Origin of the sequence: Paraburkholderia tropica (assembly GCF_900109265.1) — a bacterium.
Lineage (GTDB): Bacteria > Pseudomonadota > Gammaproteobacteria > Burkholderiales > Burkholderiaceae > Paraburkholderia > Paraburkholderia tropica.
The window spans coordinates 1-19,337 of the sequence record NZ_FNZM01000013.1 but is presented as its reverse complement, the minus strand read 5'-3'; the positions used below and the strand labels follow the sequence as shown (position 1 = coordinate 19,337).

17 protein-coding genes are annotated in these 19,337 nt (G+C 65.9%); 6 read left to right on the top strand and 11 right to left on the bottom strand.

Annotated elements, in window-relative coordinates; genetic code table 11:
- Positions 1–18: 18 nt before the first annotated feature.
- The gene (locus tag BMY06_RS21930) at positions 19–1,398 is read right to left on the bottom strand and encodes an aspartate aminotransferase family protein (RefSeq protein ID WP_074985213.1); all 1,380 of its coding nucleotides are present in this window, start codon (positions 1,396–1,398) and stop codon (positions 19–21) included.
- 303 nt (positions 1,399–1,701) lie between these two features.
- On the opposite strand from BMY06_RS21930, the gene BMY06_RS21925 reads away from it, so the two are divergent.
- Both BMY06_RS21925 and BMY06_RS21920 read left to right on the top strand, forming a co-directional pair.
- Positions 1,702–2,784 carry a tartrate dehydrogenase gene (locus BMY06_RS21925; protein WP_065059640.1) on the top strand — a complete coding sequence of 361 codons (1,083 nt, stop codon included), beginning with the start codon at positions 1,702–1,704 and terminating at the stop codon, positions 2,782–2,784.
- A 94-nt stretch (positions 2,785–2,878) separates the two neighbouring features.
- The gene (locus tag BMY06_RS21920; RefSeq protein ID WP_065059639.1) at positions 2,879–3,466 is read left to right on the top strand and encodes a cysteine hydrolase family protein; all 588 of its coding nucleotides are present in this window, start codon (positions 2,879–2,881) and stop codon (positions 3,464–3,466) included.
- A gap of 15 nt (positions 3,467–3,481) precedes the next feature.
- Here BMY06_RS21920 and BMY06_RS21915 read toward each other — a convergent pair whose 3' ends face one another.
- Genes BMY06_RS21915 through BMY06_RS21900 form a run of 4 tightly spaced genes read right to left on the bottom strand, consistent with a single transcriptional unit; the run spans position 3,482 to position 8,199 of the window.
- Positions 3,482–4,441: an ABC transporter permease gene (locus BMY06_RS21915; protein WP_074985211.1), complete on the bottom strand. Its 960-nt coding sequence runs from the start codon at positions 4,439–4,441 to the stop codon at positions 3,482–3,484.
- On the bottom strand, positions 4,434–5,486 hold the full coding sequence (locus BMY06_RS21910; protein ID WP_080180765.1) for an ABC transporter permease: 1,053 nt from the start codon (positions 5,484–5,486) through the stop codon (positions 4,434–4,436). Before BMY06_RS21910 ends, BMY06_RS21915 begins: the two co-directional genes overlap by 8 nt.
- On the bottom strand, positions 5,483–7,126 hold the full coding sequence (locus tag BMY06_RS21905) for a sugar ABC transporter ATP-binding protein (protein ID WP_074985208.1): 1,644 nt from the start codon (positions 7,124–7,126) through the stop codon (positions 5,483–5,485). Before BMY06_RS21905 ends, BMY06_RS21910 begins: the two co-directional genes overlap by 4 nt.
- On the bottom strand, positions 7,123–8,199 hold the full coding sequence (locus tag BMY06_RS21900; RefSeq protein ID WP_065059637.1) for a sugar ABC transporter substrate-binding protein: 1,077 nt from the start codon (positions 8,197–8,199) through the stop codon (positions 7,123–7,125). Before BMY06_RS21900 ends, BMY06_RS21905 begins: the two co-directional genes overlap by 4 nt.
- Before the next feature lie 316 nt (positions 8,200–8,515).
- On the opposite strand from BMY06_RS21900, the gene BMY06_RS21895 reads away from it, so the two are divergent.
- The 3 genes from BMY06_RS21895 to BMY06_RS21885 are packed head-to-tail and all read left to right on the top strand — an operon-like array spanning position 8,516 to position 11,846.
- A complete protein-coding gene (locus BMY06_RS21895) occupies positions 8,516–8,887 on the top strand; it encodes a response regulator (protein WP_074985206.1) in 372 nt (123 codons plus the stop codon).
- Positions 8,884–11,001, top strand: coding sequence for a PAS domain-containing sensor histidine kinase (locus BMY06_RS21890; RefSeq protein WP_074985204.1), 2,118 nt, complete (start codon positions 8,884–8,886; stop codon positions 10,999–11,001). Before BMY06_RS21895 ends, BMY06_RS21890 begins: the two co-directional genes overlap by 4 nt.
- Before the next feature lie 53 nt (positions 11,002–11,054).
- Complete coding sequence (locus BMY06_RS21885; RefSeq protein ID WP_065059634.1) at positions 11,055–11,846, top strand: response regulator transcription factor; 792 nt, start codon at positions 11,055–11,057, stop codon at positions 11,844–11,846.
- A gap of 30 nt (positions 11,847–11,876) precedes the next feature.
- Here BMY06_RS21885 and BMY06_RS21880 read toward each other — a convergent pair whose 3' ends face one another.
- From BMY06_RS21880 to BMY06_RS21865, 4 genes are read right to left on the bottom strand one after another with little or no spacing between them, the layout of a single operon-like run.
- A complete protein-coding gene (locus tag BMY06_RS21880; RefSeq protein WP_074985202.1) occupies positions 11,877–14,075 on the bottom strand; it encodes an FUSC family protein in 2,199 nt (732 codons plus the stop codon).
- A 16-nt stretch (positions 14,076–14,091) separates the two neighbouring features.
- Positions 14,092–14,691 carry a LutC/YkgG family protein gene (locus BMY06_RS21875; RefSeq protein WP_074985200.1) on the bottom strand — a complete coding sequence of 200 codons (600 nt, stop codon included), beginning with the start codon at positions 14,689–14,691 and terminating at the stop codon, positions 14,092–14,094.
- Positions 14,688–16,070 (bottom strand): lactate utilization protein B, encoded by a 1,383-nt coding sequence (locus BMY06_RS21870; protein WP_065059631.1) that lies wholly within the window; start codon positions 16,068–16,070, stop codon positions 14,688–14,690. The genes BMY06_RS21875 and BMY06_RS21870 overlap by 4 nt, the downstream gene beginning before the upstream one ends.
- Positions 16,067–16,810, bottom strand: a complete 744-nt coding sequence (locus BMY06_RS21865) for a (Fe-S)-binding protein (protein WP_065059630.1) — start codon at positions 16,808–16,810, stop codon at positions 16,067–16,069. The genes BMY06_RS21870 and BMY06_RS21865 overlap by 4 nt, the downstream gene beginning before the upstream one ends.
- 314 nt (positions 16,811–17,124) lie before the next feature.
- Between BMY06_RS21865 and BMY06_RS21860 the strand changes: the two genes are divergently transcribed.
- On the top strand, positions 17,125–17,544 hold the full coding sequence (locus BMY06_RS21860) for a hypothetical protein (RefSeq protein WP_080180766.1): 420 nt from the start codon (positions 17,125–17,127) through the stop codon (positions 17,542–17,544).
- A gap of 86 nt (positions 17,545–17,630) precedes the next feature.
- Here BMY06_RS21860 and BMY06_RS21855 read toward each other — a convergent pair whose 3' ends face one another.
- The gene (locus tag BMY06_RS21855) at positions 17,631–18,332 is read right to left on the bottom strand and encodes a succinate dehydrogenase iron-sulfur subunit (protein ID WP_065059628.1); all 702 of its coding nucleotides are present in this window, start codon (positions 18,330–18,332) and stop codon (positions 17,631–17,633) included.
- Positions 18,333–18,361: 29 nt separating this feature from the next.
- Positions 18,362–19,337 (bottom strand): FAD-binding protein (locus BMY06_RS21850; RefSeq protein WP_143064431.1); only part of this gene is annotated, 976 nt, incomplete at its 5' end.

Genomic DNA, 19,337 nt, shown 5'->3' with positions numbered 1-19,337 from the left:
TGCAATTCAGCAATCCCTTTACGACAATGCGGCGCGTACCTCGCGGTCTTCGAGCACGTCATCGAGCGTGCGTTTCAGGCGCGTGAACAATTGCTCGAATTCCGCTTCGCCATAACAGAGTGCGGGCGCGAAACCGAGAATGTTGTCGCCGAAAGCGCGGAACACGAGGCGATTGCGATAAGCCGAAGCCGCGATGCGATCCGAGAGCTTCAATGAGGCATCGAAACGCGCGCGCGTAGTTTTGTTCGCGACGAGCTCGAGTGCGCCAAGCAGGCCGCGATGACGCGAATCGCCTACGAGCGGATGATCGAGCAGGCCGTCGAGACCGGCGGCGAAACGGGGTGCCAATGCCTGCGCATTCGCGAGCAGACCGCCTTCGTGATAGAGGCGCAAGACTTCGAGACCGATCGCGGCGCTCACCGGATGCGCGGAGTAGGTCTGGCCGTGGCCCACGATCGCCGTATCGTTCTTGTCCCCCGCGATGCCTTGATACACGGCGTCGGACATGAGCACCGCGCCCATCGGCGCATAACCCGAGGTCAGGCCTTTCGCGACCGTCATCAGATCGGGCTCGACATCTTCGGCTTCGCAGGCAAATAGCGGGCCGGTGCGGCCGAAACCCGTGATGACTTCGTCAGCGACGAACAAAATGTCGAGACGGCGGCACGCGTCGCGCATCGCCTTGAGCCAGCCGCGCGGCGGCACGATCACGCCGCCCGAACCTTGAATCGGCTCGCAGAAAAACGCGGCCACATGCTCCGCGCCGAGCTGCGCGACTTTCGCTTCGAGCGACGCGACGGAGGCCGCGATCAGCGCGGCGTCGTCGGCACCGTCTTCGCGGCGATACGCATACGGCGAGGGCAGATGGTGCTGGTTCGGCAGCGGCAGATCGAAATGGCGATGAAAGGCCGGCAGCGCCGTGAGGCCCGCGCCCACCGACGACGAGCCGTGATAACCGCGTTCGAGCGCGATCATCTGCTTCTTGCCCGGGCGGCCCGTGGCGTTGAAATAATGCGTGATAAAACGAATTGCCGAATCGACCGCATCGGAGCCGCCGAGCGTGAAATACACGTGTTGCAGCGAAGCCGGCGTCAGTTCGACGAGTTTCTGCGCCAGTTCGATGGCCGGTTCCGACGAGAAATGGAAATACGTGGTCGCGTAAGGCAGGCGCGTCATCTGGCGCGTGGCGGCTTCGACGATGCTCTGCTGACCGTAACCGACGTTCACGCACCAGAGGCCCGAAAACGCGTCGAGCAATTCATTGCCGTCGATATCGCGCAGATACGCGCCGTGACCGGATTCGAGCACGGTCGTCCCTCGCGCTTCATGCGCGCGATAGTTGATGACAGGGTGAATCAGATGCTTGCGATCGGCTTCGATCAGCGGCGAATTGGACATGACGTGACGGTCCCGTTGATTGACGGTGAGTGACAAAGTGGATCGCACGATGGTAGCGCCGCGCGTGCATTGGCGTGCAGGGAAAAAATCACGCAAACAGCAGCGGCATACTCTTTTTGCGGGCTTTTCAGCATTTTCTGCTGGGGCGTTCGAACGCCGCGCCGCGTGTGCCGGAGCGCTTCGCGGTTCGCCAAATCGCGTCTACAATGCGGCGATATTCGATGCGGTTTGGCGGCGCGGCAGGATGGATCATCGCCATTCCTGCCCCATGGTCTCTTCACACACGAACAGGTAACCGAAACAATGAGCAAGACTTACAGGATCGCGGCCATTGCCGGCGACGGCATTGGTCAGGAAGTGATGCCCGAGGGCGTGCGCGTGGTGGAAGCCGCCGCGAAGCAATTCGGCCTCTCGATCGAATTCACGCATTTCGACTGGGCGAGCTGCGATTACTACCTGCAGCACGGCAAGATGATGCCCGACGACTGGTTCGCCACGCTCAAGGGTTTCGATGCGATTTACTTCGGCGCGGTGGGTTGGCCCGAGAAGGTGCCCGACCATATTTCGCTGTGGGGTTCGCTGCTCAAATTCCGCCGCGAATTCGACCAGTATGTGAATCTGCGTCCCGTGCGTCTGCTGCCGGGCGTGCCGTGTCCGCTCGCCAACCGCAAGCCCGGCGATATCGACTTTTTCGTCGTGCGCGAAAACACCGAAGGCGAATACAGCTCGGTGGGCGGCAAGATGTTCGAAGGCACCGAGCGCGAATTCGTACTGCAGGAATCGGTGTTCACGCGCCAGGGCGTGGATCGCATTCTCAAATACGCATTCGAACTCGCGAATCAGCGCGGCCGCAAGAAACTCACGGCGGCCACGAAGTCGAATGGCATTTCGATCAGCATGCCGTATTGGGACGAACGCGTCGCTGAGATGGCGCAGCAGTATCCGCAAGTGCAATGGGACAAGCAGCACATCGACATTCTGTGCGCGCGCTTCGTTTTGCAGCCCGATCGTTTCGACGTGGTGGTGGCCTCCAATCTGTTCGGCGATATTCTTTCCGACCTCGGACCTGCGTGCACGGGCACGATCGGCCTCGCGGCATCGGCGAATCTGAATCCGGAGCGCAAATTTCCGTCGCTGTTCGAACCGGTTCACGGTTCCGCGCCCGATATTTTCGGCAAGCAGATTGCGAATCCGGTCGCGATGATCTGGTCGGGCGCGATGATGCTCGAATTCCTCGGCAACGGCGACGCGCAATTCAAGGCGGCGCACGACGCGATCATGCAGGCGATCGAAAAGGTGCTCGTGGAAGGTCCGCGCACGCCCGATATGGGCGGCACGTCGAAGACGGCGGACGTGGGCGCGGCGGTGGTTGCTGCGTTGCAATAAGCCCGCATGATGCGCGTGTGCGCGCGAGCATGACACTTGCCGGGATCGGACCGCCGCGTTACCGTGTGGCGTTCCGCTTCCCCGTGGAGACGTCATGACCGCTCACGCGCATTCAGTGTTTACCGCTTTCGAGCCCGCACGCGCCGCGTTGCTCGTCATGCACTATCAAACCGATATTCTCGGGCTGTTTCCAGCGGTTGGGCCGGGTTTGCTCGCGAATACGCGCACGTTATGCGATGCCGCGCGAGCGAAAGGCGTGCGCGTGGTGTTCGCCAATCTGCGGTTCAGCGCCGGTTATCCGGAAGTCAGTCCGTTGAACAAGAACGGGCAGGGCATTAAAAGTCTGGGATTGTTTATCGACGACCGGACCGCGCCGGAACTGGCTCAACAGCCCGACGAAGCGCTGATCGCCGCGCATCGCGCCAGCATATTCACCGGCACCGGTTTGCAGGCGCAACTCACGGCGCAAGGCGTGGATACGCTGATCATGGTGGGCATTGCGTCGACGGGCGTCGTGCTCTCGTCGCTGTCTCACGCGAGCGACGCGGATTTCCGCCTTTATACCGTCAAGGACTGTTGCTACGACCCGGATGAGGTCGTGCACGAGCATCTGTTCGCCACCGCGTTTGAAACCCGCAGCACGGTGCTGTCACTCGACGAGGCGCTGCGCCTGCTCGCGTAAGCGAAGCGCACCACCTCACGCGAATTCCGCGCGTCGCGAGGCGAAACTCAGCGCCAGCACCGCGAAAATCAGCACGCCCGTGGCCACCTGCTGCCAATAGAAGTTCCAGCCGATCAGCAGCAATCCGTTCGCGACGAGACTCAGCAGCAACACGCCCAGCAGCGTACCAGGCACATTGGGGCGTCGCGTGCGCGACAGCGTCGTGCCGATAAAGGTCGCGCCGATCGCGTTGAGCAGATAACCGTTGCCCGCTTGCGGCACATAGGCTTTCACCATCGACGCCAGCAGCAGGCCGACCACGCCATAGATCAGCGCGCCCGCCACGAAGGTGGCGACCACCACGGCCGCGACCGGCAAGCCCGAATAGCGCGCGACGCCCGGCTGCGAGCCGAGCGCGGCGCTGTAGCGACCGAACACCGAATGCGCTAGCGCCACATGCACGACCAGCGCAAGCGCCGCCACGATCCACAAGGGCAGCGGCACGCCCGCGAAGCTGCCGTGCGCGAGCGCGCTGAACAGCGGCGGGAGGCTCATGCCGAGCAGATAAACGGGTTGGCCGCCATCGGTGGCGAGTTGCTGCAAGGTCTGGCCGATAAACAGCGTGCCGAGCGTCGCCAGAAACGGCGCGATGCCGAGTCCCGCCACCAGCACGCCGTTGAACGCGCCCACCAGTAAGGCCGCGCCGAGTCCCGCGAACGCGGCCAGCGGCACGCCCACGTGATGCGCGGTGAGCAGCACGAACACAAGGCTGCCCACATCGACAGCGGTGCCGAGCGAGAGATCGACCGCGCCGATCGAGAGCGCGAGCGTCATGCCGAGCGACGCAATCGCCAGCAACGCGAAGTTGTTGAGCAGCACGTCGGCGAGATTGGCCGCACGCGCGAAGCCCGGCGAGCACACCGCGAAGAACACGCTGACGGCGACCAGCGCGCCCGGCAGCGAAAAGCGCTGAACGCGCGCGAACCAGTCAGTCATGAGCATGGGTTCCGAGATGACGACGACGCAGCAGCGCCGTGGTCGCGACCACGAACAGGATCAGCGCGCCTTCCACGCCGTTGACCCAATAGCTGGAAACGTTGTCGAGTTGAAAGCCGTTGCTGACCACGCCGATGAACAGCACGGCCAGCAGCGTGCCGGGCATGGTCGGGACCATGCGGCGCGAAAACACCACGCCGAGCAGTGCCGACGCCACCACCGCCAGCAGATTTTCGCCCGCGCCCGGCGAGCTGCCGCTCAGCAACGCCGACGAGGCGAGCGCGGCGAGTCCCGCCGCGAATCCGCCGAGCAGATAGCTCGCGGCCACGTAGCCGCGCACGTTCAGGCCCGCCGCGCGCGCGGCTTGCGCGTGCTCGCCGCTCGCGCGCAGACGCAGCCCGAACGGCGTGTAGTGGACCAGCAGCGTGAACAGCGCGGCGACCGCGATCAGCGCCGTCGCCATATGCGGGATGCCGAACGCGCCTTCGTCGATCAACCAGCCGAGCAGCGGCGAGGACGCGGGCACCGACGTATTCTGTGTGAGCACGAGTTCGAGGCCCGCGCAGAGGTTCATCGTCGTGAGCGTGGCCAGCAGCGGCAGGATGCGCAAGCCGAGCACGGCGCAGGCGTTGAGCGCGCCGACTGCCACGCCCGCCGCGAGCGTGAGGCCCACGGCTTCGGCGCTGGTCGCGCCGGCGCGCAGCGTCACCGCGTAAACGGCGGCGCACAGGCCCATGTTCGCGGCGATGGAGAGGTCGAGGCCGCCCTTGATCGGATCCGCGCCGCCGCCGATCAGCACGGCCGTCAGCCCCAGCCCGAGCACGCCGACCACCGCCGATTGCTGCACGATATTGGCGAGATTCGCCACCGTGAGAAAGAGCGGCGACGTCAGCGCGAATACCGCGAATACCACCGCGAACGCGAGCACCGCGCCGCCGCGCAGCCAGAATTGCGCGCCGGCCGGCTGGCGCGTCGCGTCGATATCGCGCGTTGCGTCGGGCTTGTCGCCCAGCGCGTCGAGGCGCTCGATCACCTTGCCGTTCATGCGGCGTTCTCCTGAGTTGGCGCGGCCCCGGCGCGGCGGCGCGCGAGCGTGGCCCACGCGAGCAGATCCTGTGTGCTGGCCGTCTGCGAGCCCACGTCCTGCACGATCGCGCCGCGTGCCAGCACGAGCACGCGGTCGGTCACGTCGAGCAGTTCGTGCAGATCGCTCGAAAAGATCAGCACCGACGCGCCTTGCGCCACGAGTTCGTCGATGAGCCGATAGATGTCCGCTTTCGCGCCCACGTCGACGCCCACGGTCGGTTCATCGAGGATGTAGATGCCGCCTCCGGCCTGCGCGCGGCCCAGCCATTTGCCGAGCGCGACCTTCTGCTGGTTGCCGCCCGAGAGATGGCGCACGGGCGCGTGCGGGCCGGGCGTGCGCACGCCGAGCGTGTCGATCAGCGCGCGCGCGGCCGCGGTCTCGCGGCGCGTATCGACGAGGCCGAAGCGGCTGAAGCGCGCGAGGCTCGCCAGCGACAGGTTTTCGCGCACGGGCAGCGCGGTCGCGACGCCCTGGCGGCGGCGGTCCTCGGGCACGAAAGCGATGCCGCGCCGCACGGCGTCGGCGGGGCGGCGCAGGCGCACGCGCTTGCCGTTCAGGCGCAGTTCGCCGAGTACGCCGCGCTCCAGCCCGAACAGGCTGCGCACCAGCGGCTTGCCGCCCGATCCCACCAGCCCGGTCACGCCCAGCACTTCGCCGCGCCGCAGCGCGAACGACAGCGGACCGAAGCGCCCCGGCGCGTGCAGATCGCGGGCTTCGAGCACCGCCTCGTGCGTGTTCTGCGTGTCGTGGGCGTCGGTCCGCGCGTTCGAGACGCGGCGCGCGCGGGCGGCGGGCGGCGTGCCGATCATCGCTTCGACCAGCGTTTCAACGGGCGTCGTGCGCGCGTCGACCTGCGCCACGTCGATGCCGTCGCGCAGGACGGTCACGCGGTCGCACAGCGAGGCGATTTCGTTCAGATAGTGCGAGACGTACAGAATCGTCAGGCCGCGCGCGCGCAGCCGGTCGATGATCTGCAGCAGGCGCTCGACTTCGCGGCTCACGAGCGCGGCGGTCGGTTCGTCGAAAACGAGAATGCGCGGCGCACGCATGAGCGCGCGCGTGATCTGCACGATCTGCTGTTCGGCCACGCTCAGTTCGCCGATCAGCCGGTCGGGCGGCAGCGCGATGTCGAAATGTTCGGCGAGCGCCTCGCTCGCGCGCCGGCGCATGCGGCGCAGATCGAGCGGCAGCAGCGAGCGCAAGGCGCGCAGGCGCCGCAGGCCGGGCACGCGCGGTTCGTCGCCGAGCGCCAGCGCTTCGGCCACGGTGAAGGTCGGCGACAGCAGCCGCTCCTGATGAATGAACGCGATCTCGCCAGGCGCACCGCCGTCGCGCTTCACGCCATCGACGCGAATCTCGCCCGCATCCGCGCGCTCCAGCCCCGCGAGTATCTTGATGAGCGTGGACTTGCCCGCGCCGTTCTGGCCGATCAGACCGTGCACGGTGCCGCGCGCCGCGCTCAACGACGCGCCGCGCAGCGCCTGCACGCCGCCGTACTGCTTGACGAGCCCGCGCAGTTCGAGCGCGGGTGCTGCCGGCGTTTCGTACGCTTGCGGCGTGGGCGGCTCGCCGCGCGCGTCGTCGCGTGGCGTGCTCATTTCGCGGCGAGCTGGCCGGTTTGCGCGGCCTGACCGAGCGCCTTCTGCACCTCGCCGGCGTTCTCCTTGGTCGCGAGAATCGACGGCACGTAGGTGTACGGCGGCAGATCGCGCTGACCGGCCAGATAGCGCGCGACGTTGTCCACGGCGGTCTTGCCGATCAGCGCGGGCTGCTGCGCGACCACGGCGGCGGCGCTCGATTTCGGGTCCTTCACGAGCGTGACGACGTCCGGGCTGCCATCGACCGCATAGGTGCGGATCTCGTTGCGATGCGCCGCGTCGACCGCCTGCGTCGCGCCGACCTGCGGCACGTCCCACGCCGACCAGATCGCCGCAATCTGCCCCTTCGGATACTTGGCGAGCAACTGGCTGACCTGCGCATAGGCGCTTTGCACGGTGTTCGGAATCACGTCGCGCAGTTCGGGCTGAATGATGTGCACCTTCGGGTAGTACTTGAGCACGGCCTTCAACTGGTCGTACCGGATCGCGCACACGGGCACGCCGTAAAAGCCGTTGAACACGAGGATATTGCCTTCGCCGTGAATATCGTTGACGAGCTTGAGCGCCAGTTGTTCGCCGATGAAGAAGTTGTCCGAGGTGGTGTCGTTGATGCTCGACGGCGAGGCCGTGTCGATCGTGAACAGCGGGATGCCCGCCTGGCGGATTTTCTGCAACCACGGCTCCAGCACCGAAGCGGTGCCGAGCTGCTCGACGATGGCGTCGGGCTTTTGCGCGATCAGCGTTTGAATCTGCGCGATCTGGCGATTGTCGTTGCGGCCCGCGTCGAGCGCGATGGGCGTGCCGCCGAGGCGCTTCACTTCGTCGATCGCGCCCTGATAGGCCTTCAGATCCCAGTAATGGTCGGTGCCGGCCGCCGTGATGCCGATGCGCTTGCCTTTGAGCGAGGGTACATCGGCGCTGGCTTGCGGATTGGACTGCGGGCTGGCGAGCGCGTCGCCTTGAGCGTGCGCGGCGGGGCTTGAAGCGGCCAGCGCCGTGAACGCGCCGAGCGCGAGGGCGATCGCCGTGGCGGCGCGTTTGAGGGCGAAGGGGCGGGTTGTCTCGCGGTTCATGTCGTCGTCGATTCGTTGTTATGGCGGTCGCCCGGGCGGGCGCAGGAGCGTTGCGCTACGAATCTAAGCGGCGAGGGCCGCGATGCGAAGTATCGAATCGAGCTAAGGATAGTTGCGCGGGCGTGAAATGCTTTTGAAGCGTCGGGAACGCCGTTCGGGCGGCGTCGTGCGCCGGTTGCCGTCCCGAGATTGCATTTGTAATCCGCCGCTTGCCCGCCCGAAACCCGCGCGTAACCGCGCTCCCGTAAACTAACGTCGCTGGCCCGTTTCGGGGCCGCAGCCCCGCGGCCGGGCAGGTGGCCGGATCAAGGCGCTCATGTCCGATTCGATTCTGGTGCTGGAAGACGATCCCGGCACGCGCGAGCTGATCGCGTCGACCTTGCGCGATGCGGGCTTCGTCGCGCATGCCGCGGCGGGCGAGGGTTCGGGCGAGGCGTCGCTCGGCGGCGTCGCGGTGATCGTCGTCGATCTGGGCGAGCCCAAGTGCGACGGCGCGGCGCGTCTGCTGCGGCTGCGCGAGCGGTTTCCGCGTGCGCGCGTCGTCGCGATCTCGGGACGTTTTCGCTTCAACGTGGCGACGGCGGCCTCGGTCGCGCGTCAGCTCGGAGCGGACCGCGTGATCGCCAAGCCGCTCGACTGCGCCGCGCTGGTCGCGGGCGTGCGGCAATTGATGGCGTCGGCGCCGTGATCAAGCCAACACGCTCGTTTCATCGCAGCACGCTCGCGGGCGGTCTGCTCGTGGTGTTCGTGCTCTGTGCGGCGGCCTGCGTGAACGTCTGGCAAAGCCGCAGCGCGACGCTCGCCGAAGGGCAACGCACGCTGCAACTGGTGGCGCGCGTGCTGGCCGGGCAGATCGGGCAGACGCTCGGGCATGCGCCTGCCGCGTCGCCTGAGTTTGCGGCGGGCGAATGCGCCGCGCTGCTGGCCGGTCTCGGCGATGTCGCGCGCGACGAACGCGTCACGCTCGCGATCGAAGGCAGCGGCCAGGCGCGCGCGTTCAACTGCACGACGTCGGCTCAAGACCATGCCGATGCCGACGCCGCCAACGACATTGCCAACACCATCGCCGTGCGCGCGCAAGTGCCCGGCTATCCGCTCGTCGTCGCGGTGGGCCGCTCGCGCGACGCCATGCTGGGCGGCTGGCGCAGCGCGACCCACGCCACGCTCGCCCGCACGGTCGCGATCTCGGCGTTCGTGCTGGTGCTGCTTTATCTGCTGATGCGCGAGGCGCGCCGCCAGGATCGCGCGAACGCGGACCTGCGCGCGGGCGAGCAACGCTGGCGCGCCGTGTTCGACAACGCGCCGGTCGGCATCGTCATGTTGCTGCCGAACCAGCCGTACATGGTCGCGAATCCCGCGTTCTGCCGCATGGTCGGCTATCCGCTCGACGCGCTGCACGCGCTCGCGCCCGACGACATCACGCATCCCGACGACGTCGCGCTCACGCGCGCGAAGGTCGCCGAACTCGAACGCGGCGCGCGCGCGCACGTGACGTTCGAAAAGCGCTACGTGCATCGAGACGGCTCGGTGATCTGGACGGAGATGAGCATTTCGCGGCTGTCCGGCTCGGGCGAACTCGATGGCATGCTGGTCGCCGTCATCGACGACGTGAGCGCGCGCCGCGCCGCCGAAGCGGAGCGTCTGCGTCTCGAAGCGCAATTGCGTCAGGCCCAGAAGCTCGAAGCGCTCGGCACGTTCGCGGGCGGCATCGCGCACGACTTCAACAATATTCTCAGCGCGATTCTCGGCTATGGCGAGCGCGTGTTCGCGGCACTGCCTGCCGACTCGCCCGCGCGCCGCGATGCGCAGCAGGTGCTCAACGCGGGCACGCGCGCGAGTCAACTCGTCGAGCGCATTCTCGCGTTCAGCCGCAGCGGCATGGCGGCGCGTCTGCCGGTGCAGGTGGCGTCGGTGGTCGAGGAAACCGTCGATCTGTTCAAGGCGCAGGTGCCGCCCGGCGTGAGCGTGACACTGCGCATCGACGCGCCCGACGCCGTCGTGCTCGGCGATCCCACGCATCTGCATCAGGTCGTGATGAATCTGTGCAGCAACGCGCTGCATGCGCTCGACGGCGACGGCGCGATCACGGTGTCGGTCGATGAAGTGGCAGCGGGCGATGCGAACGCTAGGCACGCGCCGCGTCACGTGCGCATCGGCGTGGCCGATAACGGCGCGGGCATTGCGCCCGAGGTGCGCGAACGCATCTTCGATCCGTTCTTCACGACGCGGCGGCGCGGCGCGGGCACGGGCCTCGGCCTGTCGCTCGTCGACGGCATCGTGAAGGAATACGGCGGGACCATCGAGGTGCGCAGCGCGCCCGGCGAAGGCGCGTGTTTTCTGATCGATCTGCCGATTCAGTGCATTGCGTCACGTGAGTCACGTGAGATCGATGCATCAACCACGCTGCAAGACAGCATGCACGCGCCGCAAGGCCAGGGCGAAACCATCCTGCTCGTCGACGACGAACGCGCGCTCGTCGAACTGGGCGAGGAATGGCTGGCCGAACTCGGTTACGAGCCGGTGGGTTTCGCGTCGCCACAAGACGCGCTCGATGCGTTTCTCGCCGATCCGCAGCGCTTCGACCTCGTGCTGACCGATCAGACCATGCCGGAGATGAGCGGCATCGAATTGATCGAGCGTCTGCACGCGCAGCGCCCCGATCTGCCCGCCGTGCTCGTAAGCGGCTACGGCACGGCGCTGCTCGACGAAGCGGCGCGCGCGGCGGGCGTGCGTGCGGTGCTGAAAAAGCCCGTCGATCGCGCCGCGCTCGGGCGCGCGATCCGCGCGGCGCTGCCGCTATAATTTTCCGTCGCGATGAATCGACTATCGCCATCCGCGCTGCTGCCCTTGCCGTCATGAACGAGCCCAACGCCCCCCACATTCTGGTCGTCGACGACGACCCCGCCATCCGCGAACTGATCGCCGCCTATCTCGGCGAGAACGGCATGCGCGTGAGCGAAGCGGCCAGCGGCAAGGCCATGTCGGCCGCGCTCGCGGAGCAGGCGATCGACCTCGTGATTCTCGACCTGCGCCTGCCGGGCGAGGACGGGATCGAGATCGCGCGGCGGATTCGCGTGCAATCGGCGCTGCCGATCATCGTGGTCTCGGGTTTGCGCGAGGAAGCCGATCGCGTGATGGCGCTCGAACTGGGCGCCGACGATTATCTGACCAAGCCGTTCAGCTCGCGCGAATTGCTCGCGCGCGTGCGGGCGTTGCTCAGGCGTGCGAATGCCGCGTCGGCGGTGCTGGCGTCGGCATCCGCGTCGATGTCGGCGGCGGGCGCGGGGCGTCAGACCGATGCGCGCGCGTATCGATTCGCGGGTTGGGAGTTGAACCTCGGCACGCGCAAGCTCACGTCGCCGCGCGGCGAGGCCGTGCCGCTGACCAACGGCGAATTCAGCCTGCTGCAGGCGTTTCTCGCCGCGCCGGGCTGCGTGCTCGCGCGCGAACAACTGCTCGAAGCGAGCCGTTTGTACGCCGATGTCTACGACCGCTCGATCGACGTGCAGATCCTGCGTTTGCGTCGAAAGATCGAGGCCGTGCCCGCGCGGCCCGAGTTCATCAAGACCGAGCGCGGCGCGGGTTATGTGTTCGCGGCGCCCGTCGAGAAACTCACTCACGCGACGGGCTGGAGCGGCGAACTTTAACGCCGATACGCGCGGCGACGAGCGCTTCGATCAGGCATCGAGTACGTCGGGCACCACCATCGAGACGGCCAGCGCGCCGTCGATCACCTCATGTTCGATATGGCGCGCGAAGAACGAGCGCGCGTGCGTGGCGTAATCGGCGGATGCAATGGACTCAATGGATTCGGTGGAATCCGCAGCTTGCAGTTGCGCGCGCAGACCGGCGCGCTGCTCACGCGTGGCGCGCAGCAGCGCGCCCACCGATTGCGCGAGCGCGGCCAGGCGCGCGCGGTCCGCGTGGTCGAGCGCGGCGTCCGCGCCTTCGAGCGGCGAGACCACGCCCACGAGCTTGCGCAGACGCAGCATCAGCACGCTCGCATGCGCCGCGCGATGATTCGAGCTCAGCGATTCGAGCCGCGTGGCCGAAATCACCGATTCGAGCGTATCGACGGCGAGGCAAGCCTGACGACGCAGCGCGGCGATCTCGCGTGCGTTGCGTTCGGCCTGCTGTTCGGCGTGCTGTTCCTGCTGCGTGTCATCGCCGGATTCCGAGGCGCGTCCGCGTAACACCGCCTGCACGTACTCGCTCACGCACTTGAGCGCGTGCGCGGCGGCGGGACCGAGTTTGTGCTGCTCCCATTCGGGCCACGCCAGAAAGCTCGCCGCCACGCCGACCGCGACGCCCGCGAGGCTGTTGAGCACGCGCGAGACCGCGAGATCCCACGGCTCGCCCACGGGCGTGCCCAAATGCGCGACCAGCACGAAATGCGAGGTGAGGAACAGGATGTACGAGACATAGCTGACCGCGCGCGCGGCGAGCGTCCCGGTGGCGAGCGGCAGGATCGCGAGCGCGAGCAGGATCGGGCTGTGGATCGCCAGCGCGAGCGCCGAAGCGAGCACCGCGCCGAGCATCGTCCCGCCGATGCGCAGACTCGAGACGCGCACCGTCTGCGAAAACGTCGGCTGCACGATGAACATGGTCGTCAGCGCGAGCCAGTAACCTTGCTCCGCGCTGCGCCAGCGCGCGAGCGTCACGGCGATCATGGCCGCGACGGCGAGGCGCGCAGCGTAGCGCGCGAACACGCCATGCGTGCGGACTTGCGCGACCACGGCGTGCAGCGCGTTGCGCCACGGCTGGCTCGCGCGCGACGCGGCGGCGTCCGCGGCACGGGCGGCGGCGCGCGTGTCGCTGTCGGGATCGGCGTCGGCGGCCAGCGTCGCGAGGCGCGCGCAGAGCGTCATGAACGTCTCGCGCCACGCGCGTGCATCGCTCGACGGCGCTTCGGCATCGGCCGATTCGCGCGCGAGTTCCGCATGTTCGGCGAACGGGCGCAGACGCTCGGCGGTCAGCGCGGCGTCGGGCTTCGCGGCGCGGCGCAGGTCGGCCGCGCAGGCGTCGATGGCTTCGGCCAGCCGTTCGAGCACGGCGCGGATCAGGTCGAGCGTGGCCGCTTCGGCCTCCGCCTGCGGCGCGCGTCGGCGGCTGTGCAACAGGCTTTCGATGCCCGCGAGCAGCGCCATCGCCTGTTCCGCATCGGCCAGCCAGCGGCGGCAGGCGGGCGCGACCGCGCCGGGCGCGGCCGTGATCGCGGCGCTCATCGTGTCGAGCGAGGCGCGCAACTGGGCGCGGCTCGCGGCGGCGCCGTGACGGCTGTCGGGCGCCTGCGCGAGCTTGCCGACGTAGGAGCCGAGCCCATAGAGCCAGGCGAAGGTTGCCGCGCGCACGCGGGTATCGGCGCTGTATTGCCAGAGCGCGAGATTGCAGGCGGTGGCCCAGACGCCGCCGGCGATGAAGTACAGCGCATACTCGCGCGCGTCCTGCAATCCGTGGACCGGAAAGGCCGCGCAGACGGCGAAGGCCGTGGCCACCAGCAGGCCGCGCAGGCCCGGCAACGCGCCGCGGCAACGCACCAGCGCGCCGAGCCAGGCGCTCGCGCCCGCGAGCACGATGGCGAGGCCGGGCACCGCGCCCGCCGCGATCGCGCAGCCCGCCGCGAGACCGCCGAGCACGGCGAACAGCAAGCCCTGGACGATGCGCTCGCGCGGCCGCGTGCCGGAGTCGTCGCAGAGACAGGTCCAGAACGCCGCGATCGCCGACCAGCAGAGCAGCGGCGCGTGCCATGCCGCCGCGAGCACGGCGGGCGCGGCGCAGATCAGGCCGCCGCGCACCGATTCGGAGAACGGCAGCCGGTGGCGGCCATGCGAGAGGGAACGCAGGAGCGCGGCGCGCCCGGCCATCGAAAAGATCATGCGCGTCCTCGTCGAACTAGCTGGCCACGCGCGGCTGGCGCACCGGCACGACGGTCAGCGAACGGATGCCTTGCGCGCCGCGAACCAGCACGCCCTCGATATCGGCGGTCGCGGACGGCCCGCTCATCAGCACCGCATAGCGCGCCTCGAAAAAATCGCGCCGCCGGTAAGCATGATGCAGATTGCCGACGATCTGATCGGGATCGAGCAGCGCCACCAGATGCTGCGGCAGATAGCCGAGCGCATTGACGCGATACTCGTGCTCGCTGAGCCAGATCGAGCCGGTTTCCGCCACCGCGAACGCGGGGCGCACGATGCCGACGTCGACGTCCGCGAGGTCGTGCGGCCGCGCGACGGCGTCGAGCTCGCGCGTGCCGCGCACTTCGGGCGTGGCCGAGCAGATCACGCGCGCCTCGGGAAAGCGCGTGCGGATGAAGGCGTCGAGATCGCCGTCGGCAGGCGGTTCGCACCAGACGCCACCGAGCCGCGCGAGCGAGGTCTTGAAGGTGTCGAGCGCCGCTTCGGGCGGTGTGTCGTAGGTCGGCACCGTCGGCAGCGGACGCGCGGCGCGCCCGACTTCGCGCAGACGGGAAAGAATGGCGTCGCGGCTACTCATGACTTGTTCCTCTTGTTGTGTTTCAGATACCAGTCGCGGAAGGTCTGCTTCGGCGCGTCGGGTAGCTCGCGCTGCTTGCCCCATGCGTTGAGCGGATTGTAGAGCACCGCGCGCGGCAATGTCGCAACGGCTTTGCCCGCGCCCTTGATGGCCGCGCGATAGAGCGTCGGATGCGAGAGCACCTGACCGGCGACTTTCATCGCCTCGCGTTTGACGAACGGGAGCTCGTGCTGCTCGGCAATGATCTGCCGCCATTTGTAAATCTGCTCGTGAATATTGATTTTCACGGGACAGACATTGGTGCAACTGCCATTGAGCGTGGACGCGAACGGCAGCGCGCTGTACTTCTTCAGATCAAAGGTGGGATTGATAATGGCGCCGATCGGCCCGGAATACACGCCGCCATAACTGAGTCCGCTGCTGCGCCGGTACACCGGACAGGTATTCATGCACGCGCCGCAGCGAATGCATTTGAGCGAATACCAGAAGTCGTCCATCGCGAGACGTTCGGAGCGGCCATTATCGACGAGCACGAAATGCATTTCGCCGCCGTCACGCGGGCCGCGAAAATGCGAGGTGTATTGCGTGATCGGCGAACCGAGCGCGTTGCGCGAGAGCATGCGCACAAATACGCCCAGATGTTCGAGTTTGGGAATCAGTTTCTCGATGCCGATCGACGCAATATGCAGCGGCGGCACGTTGGCGCTCAGATCGGCATTGCCTTCGTTGGTGCAGACGGTGATGCCGCCGGTTTCCGCCACCGCGAAATTGCAGCCGGTCATGCCCGCGTCGGCGCGCAGAATGCGCGGGCGCGTGGCCTGGCGTTGCGCTTCGGCGAGCTTCGGAATATCGCTTTCGTTCGGGTCGGTGCCGAATTTGTTCGCGAAGGTTTTGGCTACGTCGGTGGCGAGTTTATGCACGGCGGGCACGACGATATGCGAGGGCATCTGGTCGTCGAGTTGCTGGATCTGTTCGCCAAGATCGGTTTCCACCACCGCAATGCCGCGCGCCTCCAGATACGGGCGCATTTCGCATTCCTCGGTCAGCATCGACTTGCTCTTGACCAGCAGGCGCGCGCCGCGCGAGCGCAGAATCTGATGAACGATGCGGTTATGTTCCTCCGCATCCTTGGCCCAATGCACGGTCACGCCGTTAGCCGTGGCGTTGCGCTCGAATTCTTCCAGATAATCGGGCAAATGCGTGAGCGTATGCTCCTTGATCGCCGAAGCGAGCGAACGCAGCGCCTCCCATTCGGGAATGCCGTGCACTTCCACATCGCGCGCGGAACGCAAATCCCACAGACGCTTGTCGTGAAACGCAATGTGTTTTTCGTCGGCGATAAACGTTTTCGAATACGCTGCATGATCGACGCGCTTCATGCCGTGGCTCCGTTGAGAATCTGGGCGATGTGAATGAACTTGAGGCCGAGACCGAGACGATCCGAGCAGCCTTTCTGGTGCATCAGGCACGACGAATCGGCCGAGACGATATATTCGGCGCCGTTGCGCTGATGGTCGCGGACCTTGTCGCCACCCATGCGCGCGGAGACGGGTTCTTCGGAAACGCAGAAAGTGCCGCCGAAACCGCAGCATTCATCGGGACGATCGGGTTTGATGAACTCGATGCCTGCGACGTTGTTCAGCAGCGCGAGCGGTTTCGAAAAGAAGGGTTCGTCGATTTCCGACATGCTCGCGGTCCGCAGCGCGCGCAGCGTGCCACAACTATTGTGCAGCCCGACCTTGTGAGGAAACGACGCCCACGGAAATTCGCGCACCTGCAAGACGTCGTGAATGAATTCGACGAGTTCGTAGGTGTTGCGGCGCACGGTGTGGGTGTCGCGCGTCTGATCGGCGGCCGTGAGATGGTCGCGCACGTGATGCACGCAACTGCCGCTCGGCGAGACGATGTAATCGTAGCCGGTGAAATTGCGCACGAAGAGATTTTCGGTGGCGGCGGCCTGCTTTTCGCAGCCGCTATTGCCCATGGGCTGACCGCAACAGGTCTGATCCAGCGGATAGTCCACGGAGCAGCCCAGACGCTCCAGCAATTGCAGGGTGGCGACGCCCACTTCGGGGAAGAAGGCGTCGATAAAACACGGTATAAACAGCGCGACTTTCATGGCATCGGCTCCTCGAACTGAACCTGCGGAGAGCGAGCCGTCGGGCCGCCCGGATGCAGGGGAACGAGCAGTGTGCCGGTGCGCGGTTGCGAGGGAATTTCGCGCCGGTGCGCGTGGATTACATTCGTAACGCGGCGTGTAACCGAGTGCTCCGTGAACTCAATTCACGTCCGGATCGTTGAGTGTTTTGAAATTCACCTTTCACAATCGGATGGCGTTGAATAATAGGGGTTTCTCTACAATACAGGCTCATTTCAGAAGCAGGGAGCCAATGCATGGGCCACTCCAGATCCAGAAAAAACAATCGCCAGGGAGTGACCCGCAGCAAGCTGTTGCCGCTCTCCGGCGCGATGGTGCAGGCCACCTCGCTGCAAAACCATCTCGCGCTCGAAGCGCTGCGTAGCCGCCACGGTGCGAGCCTGCATGTGACGTTTCTGTTTCGCGCCGTCTACCTGACTTATCTGATGAGCGACCTGAACGATCAAAGCCGCGAGATCGAGGTGTTTCAGGAAGCCGAAGCCGCATTGTGCCGTTGCAGCAGCCGCGCGGAAGATCAGGGCGCGTGGCACCTGAACGACGCGGAAATCGAAGCGCTCAAGACGGTGCTGAGCCTGCACGACTGGCAGCTTCAAACCGTTCCCGCGCAGCGCTATGAATCGTCGTGCGCTCATCTGCTGAACTTCGTGATGGATAGCGGCTGCTCGGTGATTCCCGCCTGCGAAATCGCCGTTTGAAGCGCCGTTTGAAGTTTTACGTCGCATAAAGAAGACGCCCCGCCAGGATCAACCTGCCGGGGCGTTCTTTATTGCCGTCTCGTTCGTTACACCGCGCGGCGCACCATCAATTCCTTGATTTTGCCGATGGCACGGGTCGGATTCAAACCCTTCGGGCACACGTCCACGCAATTCATGATCGTGTGGCAGCGGAACAGGCGATACGGATCTTCGAGATTGTCCAGACGCTCGCCGGTGGCTTCGTCGCGGCTGTCCGCGATAAAGCGGTAAGCCTGCAACAAACCCGCCGGGCCGACGAATTTATCCGGGTTCCACCAGAAGCTCGGACACGAAGTCGAGCAGCTCGCGCACAGAATACATTCGTACACGCCGTCGAGTTCGTCGCGTTGATCCGGTGTTTGAAGCCGTTCTTTCTCGGGCGGCGGCGTATCGTTGATCAAATACGGCTTGATCGAGTGATACTGATTAAAGAAGTGCGTCATGTCCACGATCATGTCGCGCACGACCGGCAGGCCGGGCAACGGGCGCAGCACGATTTTCTGCGGCAGATCGTTCAGGTTCGTGAGGCACGCGAGACCGTTCTTGCCGTTGATGTTCATGGCGTCCGAACCGCACACGCCTTCGCGGCACGAGCGGCGGAACGACAGTGTTTCGTCCACTTCCTTGAGCTTCACCAGCGCGTCGAGCAGCATGCGCTCGTGCGTGAGATCCAGCTCGTAGGTTTGCATGCGCGGCGCGGCGTCCTTGTCGGGATCGTAGCGATAGACTTCAAAAATGCGTTTAGCCATTTCCAGTTCCTTGTGACAGGCGTGCGCGATCAGAACGTACGCGGCTTGGGCGGCACCGACGCGACGCTCATCGGCTGCATCTGCACCGGCTTGTAGTCGAGGCGATCGCCTTCGCTGTACCACAGCGTGTGACGCAGCCAGTTCTGATCGTCGCGTTCCTTGTGCTCGCTCGGCGCGTGTGCGCCGCGGCTTTCCTTGCGCGCTTCCGCCGAGACCATCGTCGCGCGCGCCACCTCGATCATGTTCGCCACTTCGAGCGCTTCCACGCGCGCCGTGTTGAACACCTTCGACTTGTCTTTCAGATGCAGATCGCCGACGCGTTGCGCCACCTCACCGATCATCTTGACGCCTTCGGCCATGAGTTTTTCGGTGCGGAACACGCCCGCGTGATTCTGCATGGTCGAGCGGATATCGCGCGCCACGGCCTGCGTGTGCTCGCCCGATGTCGATTTTTCCAGCTGGTTCAAACGCGAGAGGGCGAAGTCGGCGGCATCGGCGGGCAGCGGTTTGTGGCTGCGAATGGTTTTCACATGATCGATGATGTGATTGCCGGCCGCGCGGCCGAACACCACGAGATCGAGCAGCGAGTTCGTGCCCAGGCGGTTCGCGCCGTGCACCGAGACGCACGAGCATTCGCCCACGGCGTAGAAGCCGTTGATCGGATCCTTGAAGCCCTTCGACGTGCCCACGACCTGGCCATGAACGTTGGTGGGAATGCCGCCCATCTGATAGTGGATGGTGGGCACGACCGGAATCGGCTCCTTGATCGGATCGACGTTGGCAAAGCGAATGGCGATTTCGCGAATCGACGGCAGGCGCTTCATGATGGTCTCGGCGCCGATATGCGAGAGGTCGAGCAGAATATGATCCTGCTTCGGACCCACGCCACGGCCTTCGATAATCTCTTGCCCCATCGAACGCGAAACAAAGTCACGCGGCGCGAGATCCTTCAGCGTCGGCGCATAGCGTTCCATGAAACGTTCGCCATTCGAATTACGCAGAATG